The 15,287-nt window shown below is 72.2% G+C and carries 16 protein-coding genes; 4 read left to right on the top strand and 12 right to left on the bottom strand.

The features are described from left to right. Positions 1–48: 48 nt before the first annotated feature. The gene (locus tag ACFYWG_RS10420) at positions 49–447 is read right to left on the bottom strand and encodes an STAS domain-containing protein (protein ID WP_385418247.1); all 399 of its coding nucleotides are present in this window, start codon (positions 445–447) and stop codon (positions 49–51) included. 131 nt (positions 448–578) lie between these two features. Continuing rightward, positions 579–2,243 carry a SpoIIE family protein phosphatase gene (locus tag ACFYWG_RS10415; protein ID WP_389200535.1) on the bottom strand — a complete coding sequence of 555 codons (1,665 nt, stop codon included), beginning with the start codon at positions 2,241–2,243 and terminating at the stop codon, positions 579–581. A 289-nt stretch (positions 2,244–2,532) separates the two neighbouring features. Between ACFYWG_RS10415 and ACFYWG_RS10410 the strand changes: the two genes are divergently transcribed. After that, the gene (locus tag ACFYWG_RS10410; RefSeq protein ID WP_389200533.1) at positions 2,533–2,865 is read left to right on the top strand and encodes an STAS domain-containing protein; all 333 of its coding nucleotides are present in this window, start codon (positions 2,533–2,535) and stop codon (positions 2,863–2,865) included. A gap of 29 nt (positions 2,866–2,894) precedes the next feature. On the opposite strand, the gene ACFYWG_RS10405 is transcribed toward ACFYWG_RS10410, so the two are convergent. The 8 genes from ACFYWG_RS10405 to ACFYWG_RS10370 form a co-directional block, all read right to left on the bottom strand. Then, positions 2,895–4,511 (bottom strand): SpoIIE family protein phosphatase, encoded by a 1,617-nt coding sequence (locus tag ACFYWG_RS10405; RefSeq protein ID WP_389200531.1) that lies wholly within the window; start codon positions 4,509–4,511, stop codon positions 2,895–2,897. Beyond that, on the bottom strand, positions 4,508–6,406 hold the full coding sequence (locus ACFYWG_RS10400) for an ATP-binding protein (RefSeq protein WP_385418236.1): 1,899 nt from the start codon (positions 6,404–6,406) through the stop codon (positions 4,508–4,510). The genes ACFYWG_RS10405 and ACFYWG_RS10400 overlap by 4 nt, the downstream gene beginning before the upstream one ends. Continuing rightward, positions 6,403–7,440, bottom strand: coding sequence for an ATP-binding SpoIIE family protein phosphatase (locus tag ACFYWG_RS10395; RefSeq protein ID WP_389200529.1), 1,038 nt, complete (start codon positions 7,438–7,440; stop codon positions 6,403–6,405). Before ACFYWG_RS10395 ends, ACFYWG_RS10400 begins: the two co-directional genes overlap by 4 nt. Beyond that, positions 7,437–7,859, bottom strand: a complete 423-nt coding sequence (locus ACFYWG_RS10390) for an anti-sigma regulatory factor (RefSeq protein WP_383509968.1) — start codon at positions 7,857–7,859, stop codon at positions 7,437–7,439. The genes ACFYWG_RS10395 and ACFYWG_RS10390 overlap by 4 nt, the downstream gene beginning before the upstream one ends. Next, the gene (locus ACFYWG_RS10385) at positions 7,856–8,233 is read right to left on the bottom strand and encodes an STAS domain-containing protein (RefSeq protein WP_383509970.1); all 378 of its coding nucleotides are present in this window, start codon (positions 8,231–8,233) and stop codon (positions 7,856–7,858) included. The genes ACFYWG_RS10390 and ACFYWG_RS10385 overlap by 4 nt, the downstream gene beginning before the upstream one ends. Beyond that, on the bottom strand, positions 8,230–9,054 hold the full coding sequence (locus tag ACFYWG_RS10380; protein ID WP_383509973.1) for an STAS domain-containing protein: 825 nt from the start codon (positions 9,052–9,054) through the stop codon (positions 8,230–8,232). Before ACFYWG_RS10380 ends, ACFYWG_RS10385 begins: the two co-directional genes overlap by 4 nt. A gap of 153 nt (positions 9,055–9,207) precedes the next feature. Then, positions 9,208–10,452 carry an FAD-dependent oxidoreductase gene (locus ACFYWG_RS10375; protein ID WP_389200526.1) on the bottom strand — a complete coding sequence of 415 codons (1,245 nt, stop codon included), beginning with the start codon at positions 10,450–10,452 and terminating at the stop codon, positions 9,208–9,210. Between the two features lie 212 nt (positions 10,453–10,664). Beyond that, the gene (locus ACFYWG_RS10370; protein ID WP_389200524.1) at positions 10,665–11,261 is read right to left on the bottom strand and encodes a hypothetical protein; all 597 of its coding nucleotides are present in this window, start codon (positions 11,259–11,261) and stop codon (positions 10,665–10,667) included. A gap of 172 nt (positions 11,262–11,433) precedes the next feature. On the opposite strand from ACFYWG_RS10370, the gene ACFYWG_RS10365 reads away from it, so the two are divergent. Together ACFYWG_RS10365 and ACFYWG_RS10360 are read left to right on the top strand one after the other, a co-directional pair. After that, entirely contained in the window at positions 11,434–12,195 is a 762-nt protein-coding gene (locus ACFYWG_RS10365; protein WP_383509982.1) for an isocitrate lyase/phosphoenolpyruvate mutase family protein, read from the top strand. Positions 12,196–12,477: 282 nt separating this feature from the next. Then, a complete protein-coding gene (locus tag ACFYWG_RS10360; protein WP_389200521.1) occupies positions 12,478–13,053 on the top strand; it encodes a dihydrofolate reductase family protein in 576 nt (191 codons plus the stop codon). Here the strand turns inward: ACFYWG_RS10360 and ACFYWG_RS10355 are convergent. Beyond that, complete coding sequence (locus ACFYWG_RS10355; RefSeq protein WP_385418220.1) at positions 13,035–13,745, bottom strand: helix-turn-helix domain-containing protein; 711 nt, start codon at positions 13,743–13,745, stop codon at positions 13,035–13,037. The two genes, ACFYWG_RS10360 and ACFYWG_RS10355, sit on opposite strands and share 19 nt — an antisense overlap. 176 nt (positions 13,746–13,921) lie before the next feature. Here ACFYWG_RS10355 and ACFYWG_RS10350 point away from each other — a divergent pair, with 176 nt between their 5' ends. Further along, positions 13,922–14,677 carry a DNA polymerase beta superfamily protein gene (locus ACFYWG_RS10350; protein ID WP_385418217.1) on the top strand — a complete coding sequence of 252 codons (756 nt, stop codon included), beginning with the start codon at positions 13,922–13,924 and terminating at the stop codon, positions 14,675–14,677. A 35-nt stretch (positions 14,678–14,712) separates the two neighbouring features. Here the strand turns inward: ACFYWG_RS10350 and ACFYWG_RS10345 are convergent, their stop codons facing one another. After that, positions 14,713–15,270, bottom strand: a complete 558-nt coding sequence (locus ACFYWG_RS10345; RefSeq protein WP_389200519.1) for a DM13 domain-containing protein — start codon at positions 15,268–15,270, stop codon at positions 14,713–14,715. Between the last annotated feature and the right edge of the window lie 17 nt (positions 15,271–15,287).

The following is a 15,287-nucleotide window of genomic DNA, read 5'->3' as shown; positions in this document are numbered from 1 at the left end:
GGAGGGCGGCGATGTCGCCCGGCAGCGGGCTCGGCGGCCCAGTGGTGATCAGGGGACACCTGTTCCGCTGAAGCCTTCGCCTTCTTCCGTGCGCAGCACCCCGGTGCGGGCGGGTGGCGCGGTGAGATGGTCGAGGACGTTCGTGACGTGCAGCATGCGCTCCAGGTGGGCGGGCCGGTGGTCCAGGTGCAGGGTGGCGCCGAGGGCACCGGCGTGGCGGTGGATCATCAACAGGACCGCCAGTCCCGAGGAGTCGATGAACGTCAGCTCGCGGAAGTCGAGCCGGACGTCGCGGGGCGGTGGGTGGTACGCCGTCAGTCGAGTGGTGACCTCGTGGAGAAGGTCGTCGCCGGTGTCGTGGTCCAGTTCGCCGCCGACGCCGACGGTCAGGGTGCGGGGGTCGCGGAAGACGGTCAGGGTGAAGGGTCTGGGTGGCAGATGCGTCATACGTGTGGGTGGGGGGCCGGGGACGGGGCGGGGTGCTGTGCTGCCGGTGTGCGGGCTCGCCGCCGCTTCGGCGGCGCCCGGGGCTGCGCGGGTTCGGGCGGCTCCGGGGGCGGTTGCCGCGCTGGGGTGGGTCATGGTCTGTTTCTCCTCGTCGGCCCCCCGTCGACGATGCTCAGCGCTCCTGTCCTCGGCGCGGTGATGGCCATGACGGCCATGTCGTCGTGGCGGCCGCTGTTCAGCCACTGCGCCGCCAGCATCTGCACGCGCTCGACCACCGCTTCGGCGGGCATGCCCGCGCATTCGGCGAGGGCCCGATGCAATCGGATCTCACCGAAGAGTTCCTCGCCTGTCGGGCCGCCGCGGGCCTCGGTGATGCCGTCGGTGTAGAGCAGGCAGGTGTCCCCCGGTGCGAGGACTCTCGTGACCGTGCGCGCGGTGACGGCGGGCAGCGCCCCGACCAGGGTGCCCCGGGTGTCGACCTCCTCCACGGTGCCGTCGCCGCGGACGATGAGAGGAGGCAGGTGCCCGGCGCTGGTCAGCCTCAGCTGCGCCCTGCCGCCGCGGCGGCGGACGGAGACCAGGGCGAGAGTGGCGAAGCGCGTGTGGTGGGAGTTGAGCAGGGCGCGGTTGAGGAGGTTGAGGATGCGCTCGTGGTCCTCGGCCAGGGGCAGCAGCGCGTGCAGGGTGTTGCGGATCTTTCCGGTGAGGACCGCCGCCTCCAGGCCCTTGCCGGCCACGTCCCCGAGCACCGCCAGGGTCTCCTCGGAGGGGCCGGTCCCGGGGTGGACGTCGTAGAAGTCCCCGCCGATCCGCTCGTGGTCGGCCGAGGTGCGGTAGCTGCCGGCGTAGTCCACGCCGTGCACGGTGTGCAGGGCGGGCGGCAGCAGGTCCTGCATCAGTGCGGTGGTGATCGTGGCCTGCTCCGTGTAGAGGCGGGCGGCGGACAGGGCCGCCCCGGCGCGCGCGGCGAACAGGCGGGCGAAGACCTCCTCCCCTTCGGTGAAGGCCTGTTCCGTGCTCGAGCGCAGCAGGATGAGCGCGCCGGCGGGGACGCCGTGCCCGGGCAGCGGTGCGACGATGACGGAGCCGGCGGGACCGGCGAAGCCGTCGGGGATGGCCCAGGCGGGGATGCCTGCGGGGTCGATCCAGCGCGCCGGCACGGGCGGGAAGCCCTGGAGCGCCTCTCTCAGCCCGGGAACGCCCGCGATGTCGACCTGCTTGGTGGTGTGCACGGGGGCCCCGCCCCGGCTGGCGTAGGTGAGGGGGTGGCGGCGGCCTTGCGGCGGGGCGATCAGGACGGCGGCCTCGGCGAGGTGTTCCGCGGCCATGGAAGCGGCCAGCTCCGTGCACCGTGACACGTTCAGCGTGGACAGCAGCATGCTGGAGGCCGCCGACAGCACCTCGGAGCGCCGCTGCGCTTCGCCGAGCGCCTCCTCGGCCAGGCGGCGGTCGGTGTCGTCCATCAGCCACCACACCACGTCGCCGTCGGCTGCGCGGGTGGCGTGCGCGGAGAAGTGGCGGTCGCCGACGGTTCCGTGAGGCGTGTCGGCAGCGGGGCCGGCCCCCGCGGCGTCGCGCACCTGCAGGTGGGCCTCGGCGAGCCATTCGGGTACGTGCTCGGTGAAGCGGGCGCCGCGGGCGGCGTCCGGCAGGATCAGCCGGGCGGCGTCGTTGACGTGCGCCAGACAGCCGTGCCGGTCGGTGACCAGTACGGGACAGGGGGCGTTGAGCCACAAGGGGTCGACATGCCGGCCGGCCTCGGGATCAATGGCGGAAACGCTGCGGGGCGCAGTCACAACTGGAGGCACGCGGGAAGCGCGCCTCACCACCTTCCTTGCCGTCCGAAAAAGTTGTCGTGCGGCAACCGTCCCGCATCGGGACCCCCTCTGGCAACTCGTTGGGCGAAGGCGTGCGAAAACGTCGGACCCCAGGGGGTGCGGCAGGCAGCCGACGGACTCCTGCGATCAGCTCCCCGCTGTCGCCGGCGCGCCGCCGCTAGTAACGTGTGATCCGGTTCTGTGAGAGGTCGCCGGCGTGCTCCCGTGAGCGCGGTGACCCGAGTCCGCGCACGGGGAGGGTACAGCGGTGCTCCACATCGTCGAGCGCACCGGTGACCACGTCACCGGGGCCCTTCCCGTGGACGTCGACCTCTATTCGACGCCCTCGCTGCGCGCCGAGGTCGACCGGATGATCAACGAGGGGTGCCGGCACCTGACGCTCGACGCCTCCCGCATGCTGTTCATCGACTCGACGGGGATCACCGCCCTCGTCAGCTGGTACCAGCGCCTGGCGGCCTTGCGTGGCTCCGTGGCCGTGAGGGGACTGAGCGACCATCACCACTCGTTGCTCACCCGCCTCGGGCTGGACACCGTCATGACGATCAGCGGCAGGCCCCTGCACGAAGTCCCCCCGCCGTAGGGCGCGGGCGGAGCGGCCCTCTGCGCCCGCTATCCCCGCTCGGCGGCGGCGTGTGGCGCGTTGAGCTGTACGGCCATGATGGCGATGTCGTCGCTGCCGTCCGGGGGGATGCGGTCGAGCAGGGCGGCGCACACGTCCTCGGGCGCCTGCGGGGCCTCGGCCAGCACGCGGGCCAGGGCGTCCAGGGAATCCTGCAGGTGCACGTGGCGGCGCTCGATCAGACCGTCGGTGACGAGCAGCAGCAGACTGCCGGTCTCGACGCTGACCCGGTGCGCCGGCGGGTGCGGCAGGCCGAGGCCGAGCATGGGTCCGTGCTCGTCCACGAAGACGGTGCCGCCGTCGGGAGAGCGCAGCAGGGGCGGAAGATGCCCCGCGTTCGCGATGTGGAGGACGTCCGACGCGTAGTCGATCAGAACGACGCACAGGGTGACGGCGGTGCCCGGCTGCACGGAGGCGAGCAGGTGGTCGAGGCGGGAGAGGATCACGTGGGGCGGGTGCCCCTCGAGGGCGTAGGCGCGGAGCGCGTGCCGCACCTGGCCCATGACCATGGCGGCGTCGAGCGAGTGCCCCGCCACGTCCCCGACCGCGACCACCAGCCCGCCGGCGGTGCTGATCGCCTCGTAGAAGTCGCCGCCGATCTCGGTGCGCTCGCCGGCGGGCAGGTAGCGGACGGCCAGGTCGGCCCGTGCCGTCCGCGGCAGGTTCTCGGGCAGGAAGCTGCGCTGGAGCGTCAGGGCGAGGGCGTGCTCCTCGCTGTAACTGCGCAGCGCCTCCAGTGCGAGACCGCTGGCCCGGGCGAGTTGGTGGAGCAACTGGTCGTCGTCGGGGGTGGTGGCGTCGGCGGGGACGACGATGACGACGGGAGGCCGCTCGGACTTGGCGGGGCCGACGACCGTGTGCCGTCGTACGAGATTCTTCAGCCGGGGCGGCAGCCAGGCCGGGTCGGGCCGGCCGCCGGCGAGGTCCGTCCAGGCGTCGGGGCGTTCGTCGAGGGCCGGGACGGGCTGCACCCGCGCCTCGGCGGCCCGCGGGGTCCCCTCCGGCTCGTCGCGGGTGTGGGCGGCCAGGGCGCTGCCCTGCGGAGTGCTGAGGAACACGGCGACCTCGCACCGGAGGATGGACGCGGCCCCCTCGGCCGTGGCCTTGATCAGCTCGTGTGCGGTCGTGGCGCTGTAGACGGCCAGGGTGGCGCGGTTGAGCAGGCGCAGCCGGTCCGCGAGGAGTTCCGCCCGGCGCCGGGCGCGGGCGTATCGCAGCGTGGCCGTGACGGTGGCGAGCAGTTCACCGGGGGCGATGGGCTCGACGAGGTAGGCGTCCGCACCGCGGTAGAGCCCTCGTGTCCGGTCGTCCACCGTGATGGCCGAGGCCGAGATGTTGATCACCGGTATCGCCGCGGTGGCCGGGGTGTCCTTGATGTGCTCGCACACCTCGAAGCCGCTCATGTCGGGCAGCCGTACGTCGACGATGGCGATCTCCGGCAGTTCGCCGGGGCGGCGGAGCAGTTCGAGCGCGCGCGTGCCGTCGTCCGCCGTGGTCACCCGGTGCCCGGCCCGCCCCAGCGTGGTGGACAGGACGTACCGATTGGTCGGGTCGTCGTCCACCACCAGGATGTGGGCCGGAGCCTGGTCGTCGGAGTGCTGGGTCATCGGTCTTCCTCGTGCGGGTACGGCGGCAGGGGGCGGGGGGTCGGCTGGGACCCGGCCGCGGCGCCGGGACGGGTCAGGGCGGCGGTGACGTCCGCAGCGGTGACCCGTCCCTTGTTCAGGACGGCGCGCACAGGCTGGAGCCGGGAGACAGTCACGTCCTGCGGGTCCGCGGCGGTCAGGACGACCACGGGGATGTCGGCCGTGAGCGCGTCGGCGGCCAGCAGGCGCCGTACGTCGTAGCCGTCGAGACCGGGCATGTCCAGGTCGAGGAGGACCGCGTCGGGGCGCTCGCTCCGGATGGTGTCGATGGCTCTGTCGCTGTCGGTGACACAGGTGACGGAGGCGACGAGTCGGCCGATGAGCGTGCGGAAGCCGGCCAGGAACGCCCGGTCGTCGTCGACGATCACCACGGACCACTGGGCCATGGGTCCTGCCGGCGCGAGTGCGCCCGGGCGCGGTGTGCCGGACGGCTCCGGTGACCGCTCCCGACCCGCGGGTGCCCTCCCCTCGGTCTCCTCGGGGAACGGGGGCTGCGGGCCGGCGGCGGGGACGTCGACGACGACCAGTGTGCCGTGTCCCGTCTCGCTGTCGAGGGTCAGCGTGCCGCCCAGCGCCTCCGTCAGCCGGCGGGCGTACGGCAGTCCGAGACCCGTGCCGGTGCGCCCCCGCTGGTGCCGGCCGGGGACCTGGTAGAACTCCTCGAACACCCGCTCGCGCTCCTGGGGCGGGATGCCCACGCCGGTGTCCCGGACACGGAAGACGAAGCGGCGGCCGCCGTCCGCGCCCTCCTCCGTGAGGTCCAGCGTCACCGACCCCTCGGTGGTGAACTTCAGGGCGTTGGACAGCACGTTGCGCAGGATCCTGGTCAGCATCACCTCGTCGGTGACCAGCACACCGTGCTCCACGGGGTCGGGGATGCGCAGGGTCACTCCGGGCTGCGTCATGCTCTGCAGGGTGCCGCGCAGCTGGTGGAAGAGAGCACGCAGGTCCGTGTCGGCCAGGTGCGGCTCCAGGCGGCCGGCTTCGGCTTTGGCGACGTCGAGCAGTTCGTCCACGAGTGCCAGGAGGGTGTTGCCGGAGGCGTGCACGAGCGTGACCTGCTGCCGCTGCTCGGCGGTGAGCGGCTCCGCCTCGGGGGCGAGCAGGAGCCGGGTCAGGGCGATGACCGCGTTGACGGGCGACCGCAACTCGTGGCTGACGTTGGCCCAGAAGCGGGTCTTGTACTCGTTGGCCTGCTCGAGTTGCCTGGTCTTGTCCTCCAGCTCGGCGTAGAGCGCGACGACGCCGCTGTTGGTCTCCTCCAGTTCGCCCGCCAGTTCCGAGTACAGCGCCAGGACGCCGCTGTTGGTCTCCTCCAGCTCCGCGTTGAGTCTTTGCAGTTCGTCCTGCTGGTGCTGTGACTCTTCCAGTGCTGCCAGCAGTTGGCGGTTCTGGGAGCGGAGCGCCTCGATGAGGTCGGTGCCCCCGTCGGTGGCGACGAGCCGGTCGCGGATGCGGTGCGCCAGACCCTCCAGGGGTTCCGTGAGCGCGGCCGCACGCTGCTCGAGCACGAGTTCGTGGCCCTCGTCCGTTCGCGTCGTGCGGCAGTCGTCCAGCAGCCGGGCCGCGGCGGTCAGCAGGGAGCCGGGAGGCCGGCGGGCGCCGCCCCAGCGGAACCGGAGCGACACGACGACGGAACCCGCCCGCTCGGCCAAGGCCAGCCGAGCGGTCAGGCCGGTCGCCCCGAGGAGGTGCTCCCCGGCCTCGCTGACGACGGTGGACAGGCGCACCAGAGGGCTGCCCGTCACGTCCAGGGCGCGGCACGCCGCCTGGGTGCGGCGACGCAGGGTGACCACGTCGCCGCCCTCCCGCAGGGCGAGCGTGAACACCTCGCGGGCCGACGGATGAGCCGTCATGGCTGTCTGTGGACGGCCACGACGATCCCGGCGTCGTCCCTGCGCACCGCGGCCTGGCTGAAGATCTGAGCGGCGACGAGGGAGGAGTCGTGCGCGAAGAGACCGGGGAAGTCCGTGGGCTTCCAGCGGTCGCTCAGGCCGTCGGAGTGCATGACGAGGGCGGCACCGGGCGGCAGAACCGCCTCGAAGGTGCGCGGTCTCGGCAGCTGCACACCCGCGATGCCCGGGAGCGACGGCAGCCCCGTGCGGCCGTTCGGCGTCGCGACCAGCGCCGCGATGTTGCCGGCTCCGCTGAGCTGCACGCGCTGGGCCGCGGGCTCGACCAGCGCGATCGCCACCGCCGCGCCCCGGGTGTTCCGCAGTGCCAGGTGCACGTCCTGCAGGACGGCGGCGGGAGCGGCACTGCGGCTGTCGCGGAAGGCGTTCCTGGCACGGTCGCCGGCCTGTGCCGCCAGCGGCCCGTGGCCCAGGCCGTCGCACATCATCAGCATCAGCGCGTCGGGGCCGTCCGCCGTGCGCACGGCCCAGGTGTCGCCGCACGTCTGCTCCCCGCCGAGCGGGCGCGTCAGCCCGCCGGCGTCCAGCGGCCCGGGCACGGGCGCCGGGATGCCGGAGTCGGCCCAGAAACGCGCCTGCACCACGGTGCCCCGGCCGGGCAGGGAATGGACACCGGAAGTGTCCGCCATGCGCGCGATGGTGCCCATGCCGATGCCGAGACTGCCGGAGGCGGACGTCCCGTCCAGCAAGGCGTGCTGGAGGTTGCTGATGCCGGGGCCGCTGTCGAGGGAGAGGCATTCGACGGCGGCACGGCCGCGGGTACGGACGACGCGCAGAGCCATGGACCCGTCGTGCGCGTACTTCAGCACGTTCGTCGCCATCTCCGTCACGCACAGTTCGACCCGGGCGACCTGCTCCTCGGGCAGCCCCAGGCTGCGGGCGAGCTGCCCGGCCTGGCGGCGCGCCGCCGCCGCCAGGGCGACGTCCGCGCGCAGCCAGTGGACGTCGCCGGCCTCGGCGACCAGGGTGGAGTTCACCGGTTCCACATCACAATGCTCACGGCGGTGCCTCCGGGGCCGGTCCGGATGTCGAACTCGTTGACCAGCCGCTTGGCCCCGCTGAGGCCGAGCCCCATGCCGGTGCCCGAGGACCAGCCGTCCGTCAGCGCCAGTTCCACGTCCGGGATGCCCGGGCCTTCGTCGCGGAACTCCACGAAGACCCCGCAGCGGCCGCCCACGTCCGTCACGGCGGCGGCCCGCACGACGCCTCCTCCGCCGTAGACCAGCATGTTGCGCGCCAGTTCGCTGGCCGCGGTGACGAGTTTCGTCTGGTGGACGAGCGAAAGCCCGCTGCTCAGGGCGAGGTTGCGCACGGTCTGACGGGCCTGGACGACATCCCGGCTGCTCGCCACGGGAACGCTTTCGAGCGTCGCGTTCCCGCTCACGTAGTCCTTCATGTGCGGCCTGGCGCGGACGCGCTGAGACGCCGCAGCAGCTTCACTCCGCGCTCCAGGTTGAGCGCGGTGCGGACCCCCTGCAGGGACAGCCCGAGTTCGACGAGGGTCATCGCCACCGCCGGCCGCATCCCGACGACGACCGTCTCCGCGCCGAGCATGCGGGAGATGGAAGCGTTGGTCGCGAGCATGCGCCCGACGAAGGAGTCGACGATCTCCAGGGCGGAGATGTCGATGACCACACCCTTCGCGCCCGTGCTGACGATCTGCTGCGACAGATCCTCCTGCAGGTCCAGCACCATCTGGTCCTCCAGGTCGACCTGGATGGACACGAGCAGGATCTCGCCGATCTTGAGGACAGGTACGCGGTCGGTCACAGCAGACCCCGCACGTCGTCCTCGGCGTCCTTCGCCACTTCCTTCACGGCCTGACGCAGAGCGTCCGCCAGGGAGGCGTTGGTCGGGATGTCACCGAACTGGATGCCCAGGGCAACGATGGTCTGGGCGATCTGCGGGCGGATGCCGGAGATCGTGCACTGGGCGCCCATCATGCGTGCGGCGACAACGGTCTTCAGCAGGTGCTGCGCGACCTGGGTGTCGACGGTGGGGACACCGGTGATGTCGATGATCGCGTGCGTGGAGTCGGTGTCGACCAGGGTCTGCAGCAGCTTCTCCATGACGACCTGGGTGCGCGCCGAATCGAGCGTGCCCACCAGCGGGACGCCCACGACACCGTTCCAGAGCTGCACCACCGGCGTCGACAGCTCCAGGAGCTGCTCCGCCTGGGAGGAGATGATCTCCTCGCGCGTGCGCACGTACGCCTCGGTCGTCAGCAGACCCAGACGGTCCAGGAGCCGGGCGAACTGGAGATAGGTCCGGGTGCCGTGCTCGTCGTTCGCCAGAGCCGGCTCGAGGACCTGCTTGAGGGCGAACACGCTCATCGCGGTCTCGGTCGGCGTGAATCCCTGCCGGGCCCGGTTGCGGGAGAGTTCGATCAGCAGGCTGCGGGTCTCGCCAAAAGCCTCGCTCGCGGCGTCGAGTGCGCCCGCCGCCAGGGCGCCCAGAACGGCCTCGTACAGCTCGCCCAGTTCGCGGCGCATCTCGGCGACGCTGAGCCTGCCCTGGAGCGCCTCACCGACGACCGAGCTCCACTGCGTGAGGAACTCCTCCCGATGCGAGGTCAGAGTCTCGACCAGCAACTTCGTATTGTCTTCCGGTCCCACGTCGCCCCACTATGCGATTGAATGAATGTGGGAACAAAGATACGACACAACTTTCACAGCAACCTCGCAGGTAGGACGACACCCCGTGCGCCCGAGCGGCCTCGGGCCGCCGGACGGGGAAAGGGCGGCTCAGAGCAGGTCCGCGGCCACTTCCCGTGCCGCTCGGGCTCCCGAGGCGAGGGCTCCCTGGAGCGACCCGGTGGCCCGGTGGTCCCCGCACACGTACCGCCCCACGGACACCCGGGTCCGCCTGCTGAGCGGCAGCGGCGGCTCCATCGCCGGCAGTGCCGCGGGGACGGTACGGGTGGTGATCAGCTCCCAGCCCGCGGTGTCGGTGCCGTAGCACTCCGCGAGTGCCGCCCGGACCGCCTTCTCCTGACCGTCGCCGTCGCCGCCGAGTACCGACGTCGCCACCAGTGCGTATCCCCGCGGTGCGTACCCGGGGTGGACCTCGCTGAGCACCACGCTGTTGGCGAACCGCCGCCGCACGTCCGTCATCAGGGTCGGCTCGCCGAGCGGGGAACGGGACGCCAGGTGGTAGTAGGTGGTGACCGTGCGGTGCGGCGGCACGGCGAGGCCCGGAAGGAGCCGCGCCGCTGTGTGCGCGTCCGTGGCGACGACCACCGCGCGTGCGGGCACCACGCGCCCGTCACCGTCGACGATCCCCTCGTCCGTCAGCTGTGCGACGGGGGACTCCAGCGCGACGGTGCCGGGCGGCAGCGCGGAGGCGAGCAGGTCGGGGACGGCGCCGATCCCGGCGGCGGGCAGGCACAGCGTGCCCCGCGCCATGCTGCGCCACACCAGGTGGAAGAACCGGCCGGAGGTCGCCAGGCCGTCCTCCAGGAACACGCCGGAGAGGAAGGGCCGGAAGAAGCGCTCCACGAACGGGTCGCGGAATCCGTACCGGCTGAGCGCCTGCCGCGTGGACACGTCCGGGACGTCCCGCACCCGTCCTGCGGGGCCCAGCGCGGCGAACCCGGTCAAGGCAGCCAGGGCGGCGATGTCGCGCGGCCCGCCCAGGCCGGACATCAGTCCGCTCAGCGCCTGCCGGGGTGCTTTGGTCGGGTCGGCGAACCGCGTCCGCCGATCGCCGTCGCACAGCAGGAAGCCCCGCGTGAAGGGACGCAGCCGCAGCTCACGCAACGGCAGCCTGCCCCGCACCTGCGGGTAGGCCGTGTTGAACACCTGGAAGCCGGCGTCGACGACGCACCCCTCCACCCGGTCGGTGCGCAGTCGCCCGCCGACCCGGTCCCCGGCCTCCCGTACGCGCACCCGCAGTCCCCGCGCGCACAGATCCCGGGCGCACGCCAGTCCGGCCGCGCCCGCGCCCACCACGACCACGTCCTCGATGCCACGTCCTCGCCGGCCGCCCATCGCCGTCCTCCCGTCTCGCCCGCCCCGCCGTGCACCGGCGGCCTGTCACCCTCTACCCCGCGGCGAGGGGGATCGGATGCAGGCAGGAGGCCGAACGGGGGACGGGGACTCCCGACGGACCGCGGAGGAGGCACGGAAACGTCCCGGGCGGGAACCTGAGGGCCCGCCCGGGACGCCGAGGGTGGAAGTAGGGCCTCCCCCGAGGCCGGGGATCAGAAGGTCGGGTGGGTGCTGGCCGTGCCGACCGTGAGACCCGGGCTGAACACCTTGGTCTTCAGCGTGGAGTTGAGGGCGCCCGCCGCCTCAGGGGTGAGCTTCAGGATGACGTTCTCGGCGTTGAGGCGGTGCTTGGTGACCTTCACACTGGCCTTCGACAGGTCGAGCTTGAAGACCGGGACCCGGGTCGTGGTCCCGGCGACCTGGCCGGTCAGGCGGCCCTTGGTGAGGTCGATCGTGAAGTTCTTCACCTGGAGGGAGCGGCCGTTGAAGACGTTGGTGAACTTCAGTCCGCCCTTGTGCTTGATGGTCCCGCCCAGCGGCTTGGTGCTCAGGGTGCCGCCGGTCACCGGGTACGTGGCCGCCAGCGTGAGCTTTCCGTCCACCTTCACCGCCGCCGGCTTCCCGGGCGCGGTCACGATCGGCGCGATCCCGTTCGACAGCAGCGCCCCTGCCACCGCCGGGGCGACGGTCACCGTCGTCGTGCCGTGCTTGACGTGCACCTTGTGCGGGGCAGCCGAGGCGGTGGAAACGGCCATGGCGCCGACCGCCACGGCCGCCGCGGACACAACCACGCTACGAGCGAGCATCATTGCAACTCCTGTATGTCGAGGAAGCGTTCTGACGGGGACGCATTCCGCGACCCCTCCCCTCCTGGATTCACCGGACGTCGAAAAAAGTTGAGATCCGGTTCGGCTGTCGCCTTTTCACCGGTCAGCGGCTGTCAGCGCGTTGTCCGCGGCGAAGCCGTGTAGCGTCCCGGGCATGGACTCTCACACCACCGTTGAGCGCGCCCAGCGCCTCAAGCAGCTGCACGCCCAGCACAAGCCGCTCGTTCTGCCGACCGTCTGGGACGTCTGGTCCGCGCGCACGGCTGTGGCCGCCGGGTTCCCCGCACTGACGGTCGGCAGCCATCCGCTGGCCGACTCCCGGGGCGCCGACGACCACGAGGGCCAGACCTTCGCCGAGGTGCTCGCCGCCGTCGAGCCGATCATCGCGGCGGTCGACGTCCCCGTGTCCGTGGACCTGGAGGCCGGCTACGGGCAGAAGCCCGCCGATCTCGTCGCCGGGCTCATCGAGGTCGGCGGGGTCGGCCTCAACGTCGAGGACACGGTCCACTCGGACGGCGGCCGTGTGCGCAGCACCGAGGAGCACGCGGATTACGTCGCCGGCCTGCGCGCGGCGGCGGACGAGGCGGGGGTCCCGGTCTGGATCAACGGGCGCACCGACCTCTTCATGCACGCGCAGGACGCCGCCGGCGTCCTCGACGAGGCGATCGAGCGGCTGCGGGCTCTGGCGGAGGCCGGCGCCGACAGCGTCTACCCGGTGGGCATCCAGGACAACGACGAGCTGCTCGCCGCCGTGACCGGCGCCGTCACCGTCCCCGTCAACTCCACGGCCCACCCGGTCAGGCACGACCTCGAGCGCTTCCGGCGTCTCGGTGTGGGCCGCATCACCTACGGTCCGCTGCTGCAGTTCGCCATGGCGGACGCGATGAAGGACATGCTCAAGCCGTGGGCTCCCTGAGGAGTTGACCGGGGACGGTGACCGAGCGGCGCGGTGAACGACGCCGACTCTGCTGTCCGCGAGCGGAGTTGACGCGTACCGGTGCCATCGGGCACCGGTACGCGTCTTCCGGTCGAGGAGTTCGTCCGCCAGGACCGCTCGAGAGGGTGCGGCCCCGCCCGGACGAGCGCCGGGAAGGACGCGCCGCACTCCACGCCACCCCGTGTCGTTTCCGTCCAAGACTCCGGTCCGGGCGCGGCCTAGCCTGATCACAGGAGCTCGGCCCGTGATGAGGAGACGCACATGCGTAAGTTGGTCTACACCGGTTTCATGTCGCTCGACGGCGTTCTGGACTCGCCCGGGGGGCCCGAGGAGGGGCACCGCAGCGGCGGCTGGGTGGTGAAGGATCTGGAGTTCGTGCCGGAAGCCTGGTCGCTCAAGGCCGAGGAGCTCGCCGACACGACGGCGCTGATGTTCGGCCGTCGCAGCTACGAGGCCTTCGCCTCGGTCTGGCCCGGCTCGGAGGACCACGCCTCCTACAAGGAGCTCCCCAAGTACGTGGTGTCGAGCACGCTGCCGGACGACGCCCTCGTCGACGGGTGGGGGCCGTCGACGATCCTGCGCACGACGCAGGACGTCGCCGAGCTGAAGGAGAGCGAGGGCGGCTTCATCTACATCCACGGAAGCGCCGAACTGGCGCGGCGGCTGTCGGAGGCGGGCCTGATCGACCAGTACAACCTGCTCGTCTTCCCCGTCCTGCTCGGCGCCGGCAAGAGCCTGTTCCACCGGGCCGACCAGGACAAGCAGATGCTGTCGCTGCGCGAGTCGGAGAGTTACTCCAACGGAATCCTGAAGCTGGTCTACGACGTCAGGCGCTGACCGAGGTCGAGGGCGATCGCGCCGCCCGTGCCGTCGCGCAGTTGTCCGGCGGTGCGGCCCACGTAGGTGCGCAGCGCCCGCGCGAGGTGCGGCTCATCGAAGTAGTCGAGCTTGGCGACGACGTCGGCGGCCGAGTCTCCGGCCGCCAGCAGTTCCGCCGCCGTACGGGCCCGCTCGATCTGCCGGACTGCGCCCCGCGTCAGACCGGTGGCGGCCCGGAAGCGGCGCTCCACGGTCCGTCCCGACACCGCCGGCTCGTGACCCCGCAGAACCTCGGTGACCAGCGGGTCGCGCCCCACGCTCCCCGCCTTGACCAGCCGCTCCACCAGGGCCTCGGCGTCATCGGCACCCGGGGTCTGCCAGCGGGCGCCGTCCAGCCGGAACGTCCGGCGTGTGGTGTCGGGTAGCTCCACGCCGCCGTCGACCAGCTCCGGCGCGGACAGCGCCCGCAGCGAGGTGCCCACGGCGAACTCGATGCCGGTGAAGACGGCGCCGACCGGCACGGGCGCCGTGCTCGTCCGGGTCTCCGGCCCGGTCACGGCCGCGCAGGACCGGCCGTCCTGCTCCCAGAACACCAGGCCCCAGCGCACACCCGCGACCGCCGTCATCGTCGTGACCTGCTCGCTGGTGCAGGTCCACACGCTGTCGACCCACGGTGAGTCCGACCGGCGTATCTCGAAGCGCAGCTCCACACCCGCAGGATACGACGGGGCAGGCCGCGGGAGCCGGGCGCGCATGCACCCCCGGGGCGGGCCCGGGCGGGTCCGCACGGCCGTCCGGCGCGGCGATCACCGCCGCAAAACCGGGTGACCTCGTCTTCGCACGTCAGGAGAATGGCCCGGTATCCAGAAGCGAAAGGCGGCCGCCCGTGACCGTCCCCAACGTCCTGCTCTCCGGCATCGTCGGATCGACCGCCTACGGCCTGGCCCACGAGGGCTCCGACGTGGACCGCCTCGGCCTGTTCGCCGCGCCCACGGCGCAGCTGCACGGTCTGCACCCGCCCAAGGAGTCACATGTCAGCAAGGCGCCGGACCACACCCTGCACGAGGCGGCCAAGTGGTGCCGGCTGGCGCTGGGCGGCAATCCGACGGCGATGGAGCTGGTGTGGCTCCCGGACGACCTGTACGAGGTGCGGACCCCGCTCGGCGACGAACTCATCGGCATACGGACGGCGTTCCTGTCCGCCCGGCGCGTCAGGGACGCCTACCTGGGCTACGCCACGCAGCAGTTCCGGCGGCTGGAGTCCCGCGGCGACGGCTCCTTCTCCGCGGACACCCGCAAGCGCACGGCCAAGCACGCCCGGCACCTGAAGCGGCTGTGCACCCAGGGCCTGGCGCTCTACACCACGGGACGGCTGACGATCCGCGTCGAGGATCCGGAGGAGTACGTCGCTTTCGGCGAGCGCGTCGCCGCCGACTCCTCGGCCGCGCGACCGCTGCTCCAGCAGTACGAGGACGCCTTCGCCGCGGGCCCGTCGGTGCTTCCGGACGAGCCCGACGAAGCTCCGGTCGAGGCCTGGCTGCACCGGGTCCGGGCGCACTTCTTCACGGAGGCCGCCCCCGGGAATCCGGCTCGGACGACCGGGCGGACGATCGCGGGATCAGGCCCGCGGCCCGCGCGCTGATCGTCCCGGAGTGCAGATCCCGTCGCCGGTGGCCCTCACGCGCGGGCGAGTTCGGCCGCACCGAAGGAGACGTCGAAGCGGTCGCACCAGATGCTGATGCTCGTGTAGCGAGCGGGGTCGACGTCGTCCGGCAGGACGTAGTTCTGGTTGCCCTTGTTGCCCTTCAGCTTGCCCAGGCTGACGTGCTTCCCGTCGTCGAAGACGTGCCAGCCGGCCTTGCCCTCCTTCACGGGCGCGTCGGTCAGCCACACGCGCAGGTCGGGCCCGTTGCTGGTGTCGAGGTTCTCCAGCCGGACCACGTGGGAGCCGTCCGTCAGCCGCACCAGCTTCACCGTGCCCGACGTCGCGTGTTCGTGGCTGATCAGGTCACCGCTCGCCAGCGTCCGCGGTCGCGCCGACGGGGTCGAGGTCCCGCCCGGCGCCGAGGGCGTCGCGGAGGGGGCCGCGGCTGCGGGCAGAGCCTCCTGGACGGTTTCGTCCTGCCACAGCTTCCACGGCTGGAACCAGTACAGCCCGAAGCCGACCCCGGCCACCGCCACCACCAGTACCGCGAGGACCAGTGGTCCGCTCAGTAGCTTCCGTCCACGCCTCATCGTGCTTCGCTCCCTCG

Source organism: Streptomyces sp. NPDC003456 (assembly GCF_042878735.1).
GTDB lineage: Bacteria > Actinomycetota > Actinomycetes > Streptomycetales > Streptomycetaceae > Streptomyces.
This window is presented reverse-complemented; position numbering and strand designations above follow the sequence as displayed.

Excerpts from the sequence above, each read along its gene's own strand:
- ACFYWG_RS10405 (WP_389200531.1), bottom strand. The coding sequence starts at position 4,511 with ATGACCCAGCACTCCGACGACCAGGCTCCGGCCCACATCCTGGTGGTG.
- ACFYWG_RS10365 (WP_383509982.1), top strand. The coding sequence starts at position 11,434 with ATGGACTCTCACACCACCGTTGAGCGCGCCCAGCGCCTCAAGCAGCTG.
- ACFYWG_RS10375 (WP_389200526.1), bottom strand. The coding sequence starts at position 10,452 with ATGGGCGGCCGGCGAGGACGTGGCATCGAGGACGTGGTCGTGGTGGGC.
- ACFYWG_RS10360 (WP_389200521.1), top strand. The coding sequence starts at position 12,478 with ATGCGTAAGTTGGTCTACACCGGTTTCATGTCGCTCGACGGCGTTCTG.
- ACFYWG_RS10390 (WP_383509968.1), bottom strand. The coding sequence starts at position 7,859 with ATGAAGGACTACGTGAGCGGGAACGCGACGCTCGAAAGCGTTCCCGTG.
- ACFYWG_RS10345 (WP_389200519.1), bottom strand. The coding sequence starts at position 15,270 with ATGAGGCGTGGACGGAAGCTACTGAGCGGACCACTGGTCCTCGCGGTA.
- ACFYWG_RS10370 (WP_389200524.1), bottom strand. The coding sequence starts at position 11,261 with ATGATGCTCGCTCGTAGCGTGGTTGTGTCCGCGGCGGCCGTGGCGGTC.
- ACFYWG_RS10400 (WP_385418236.1), bottom strand. The coding sequence starts at position 6,406 with ATGACGGCTCATCCGTCGGCCCGCGAGGTGTTCACGCTCGCCCTGCGG.
- ACFYWG_RS10420 (WP_385418247.1), bottom strand. The coding sequence starts at position 447 with ATGACGCATCTGCCACCCAGACCCTTCACCCTGACCGTCTTCCGCGAC.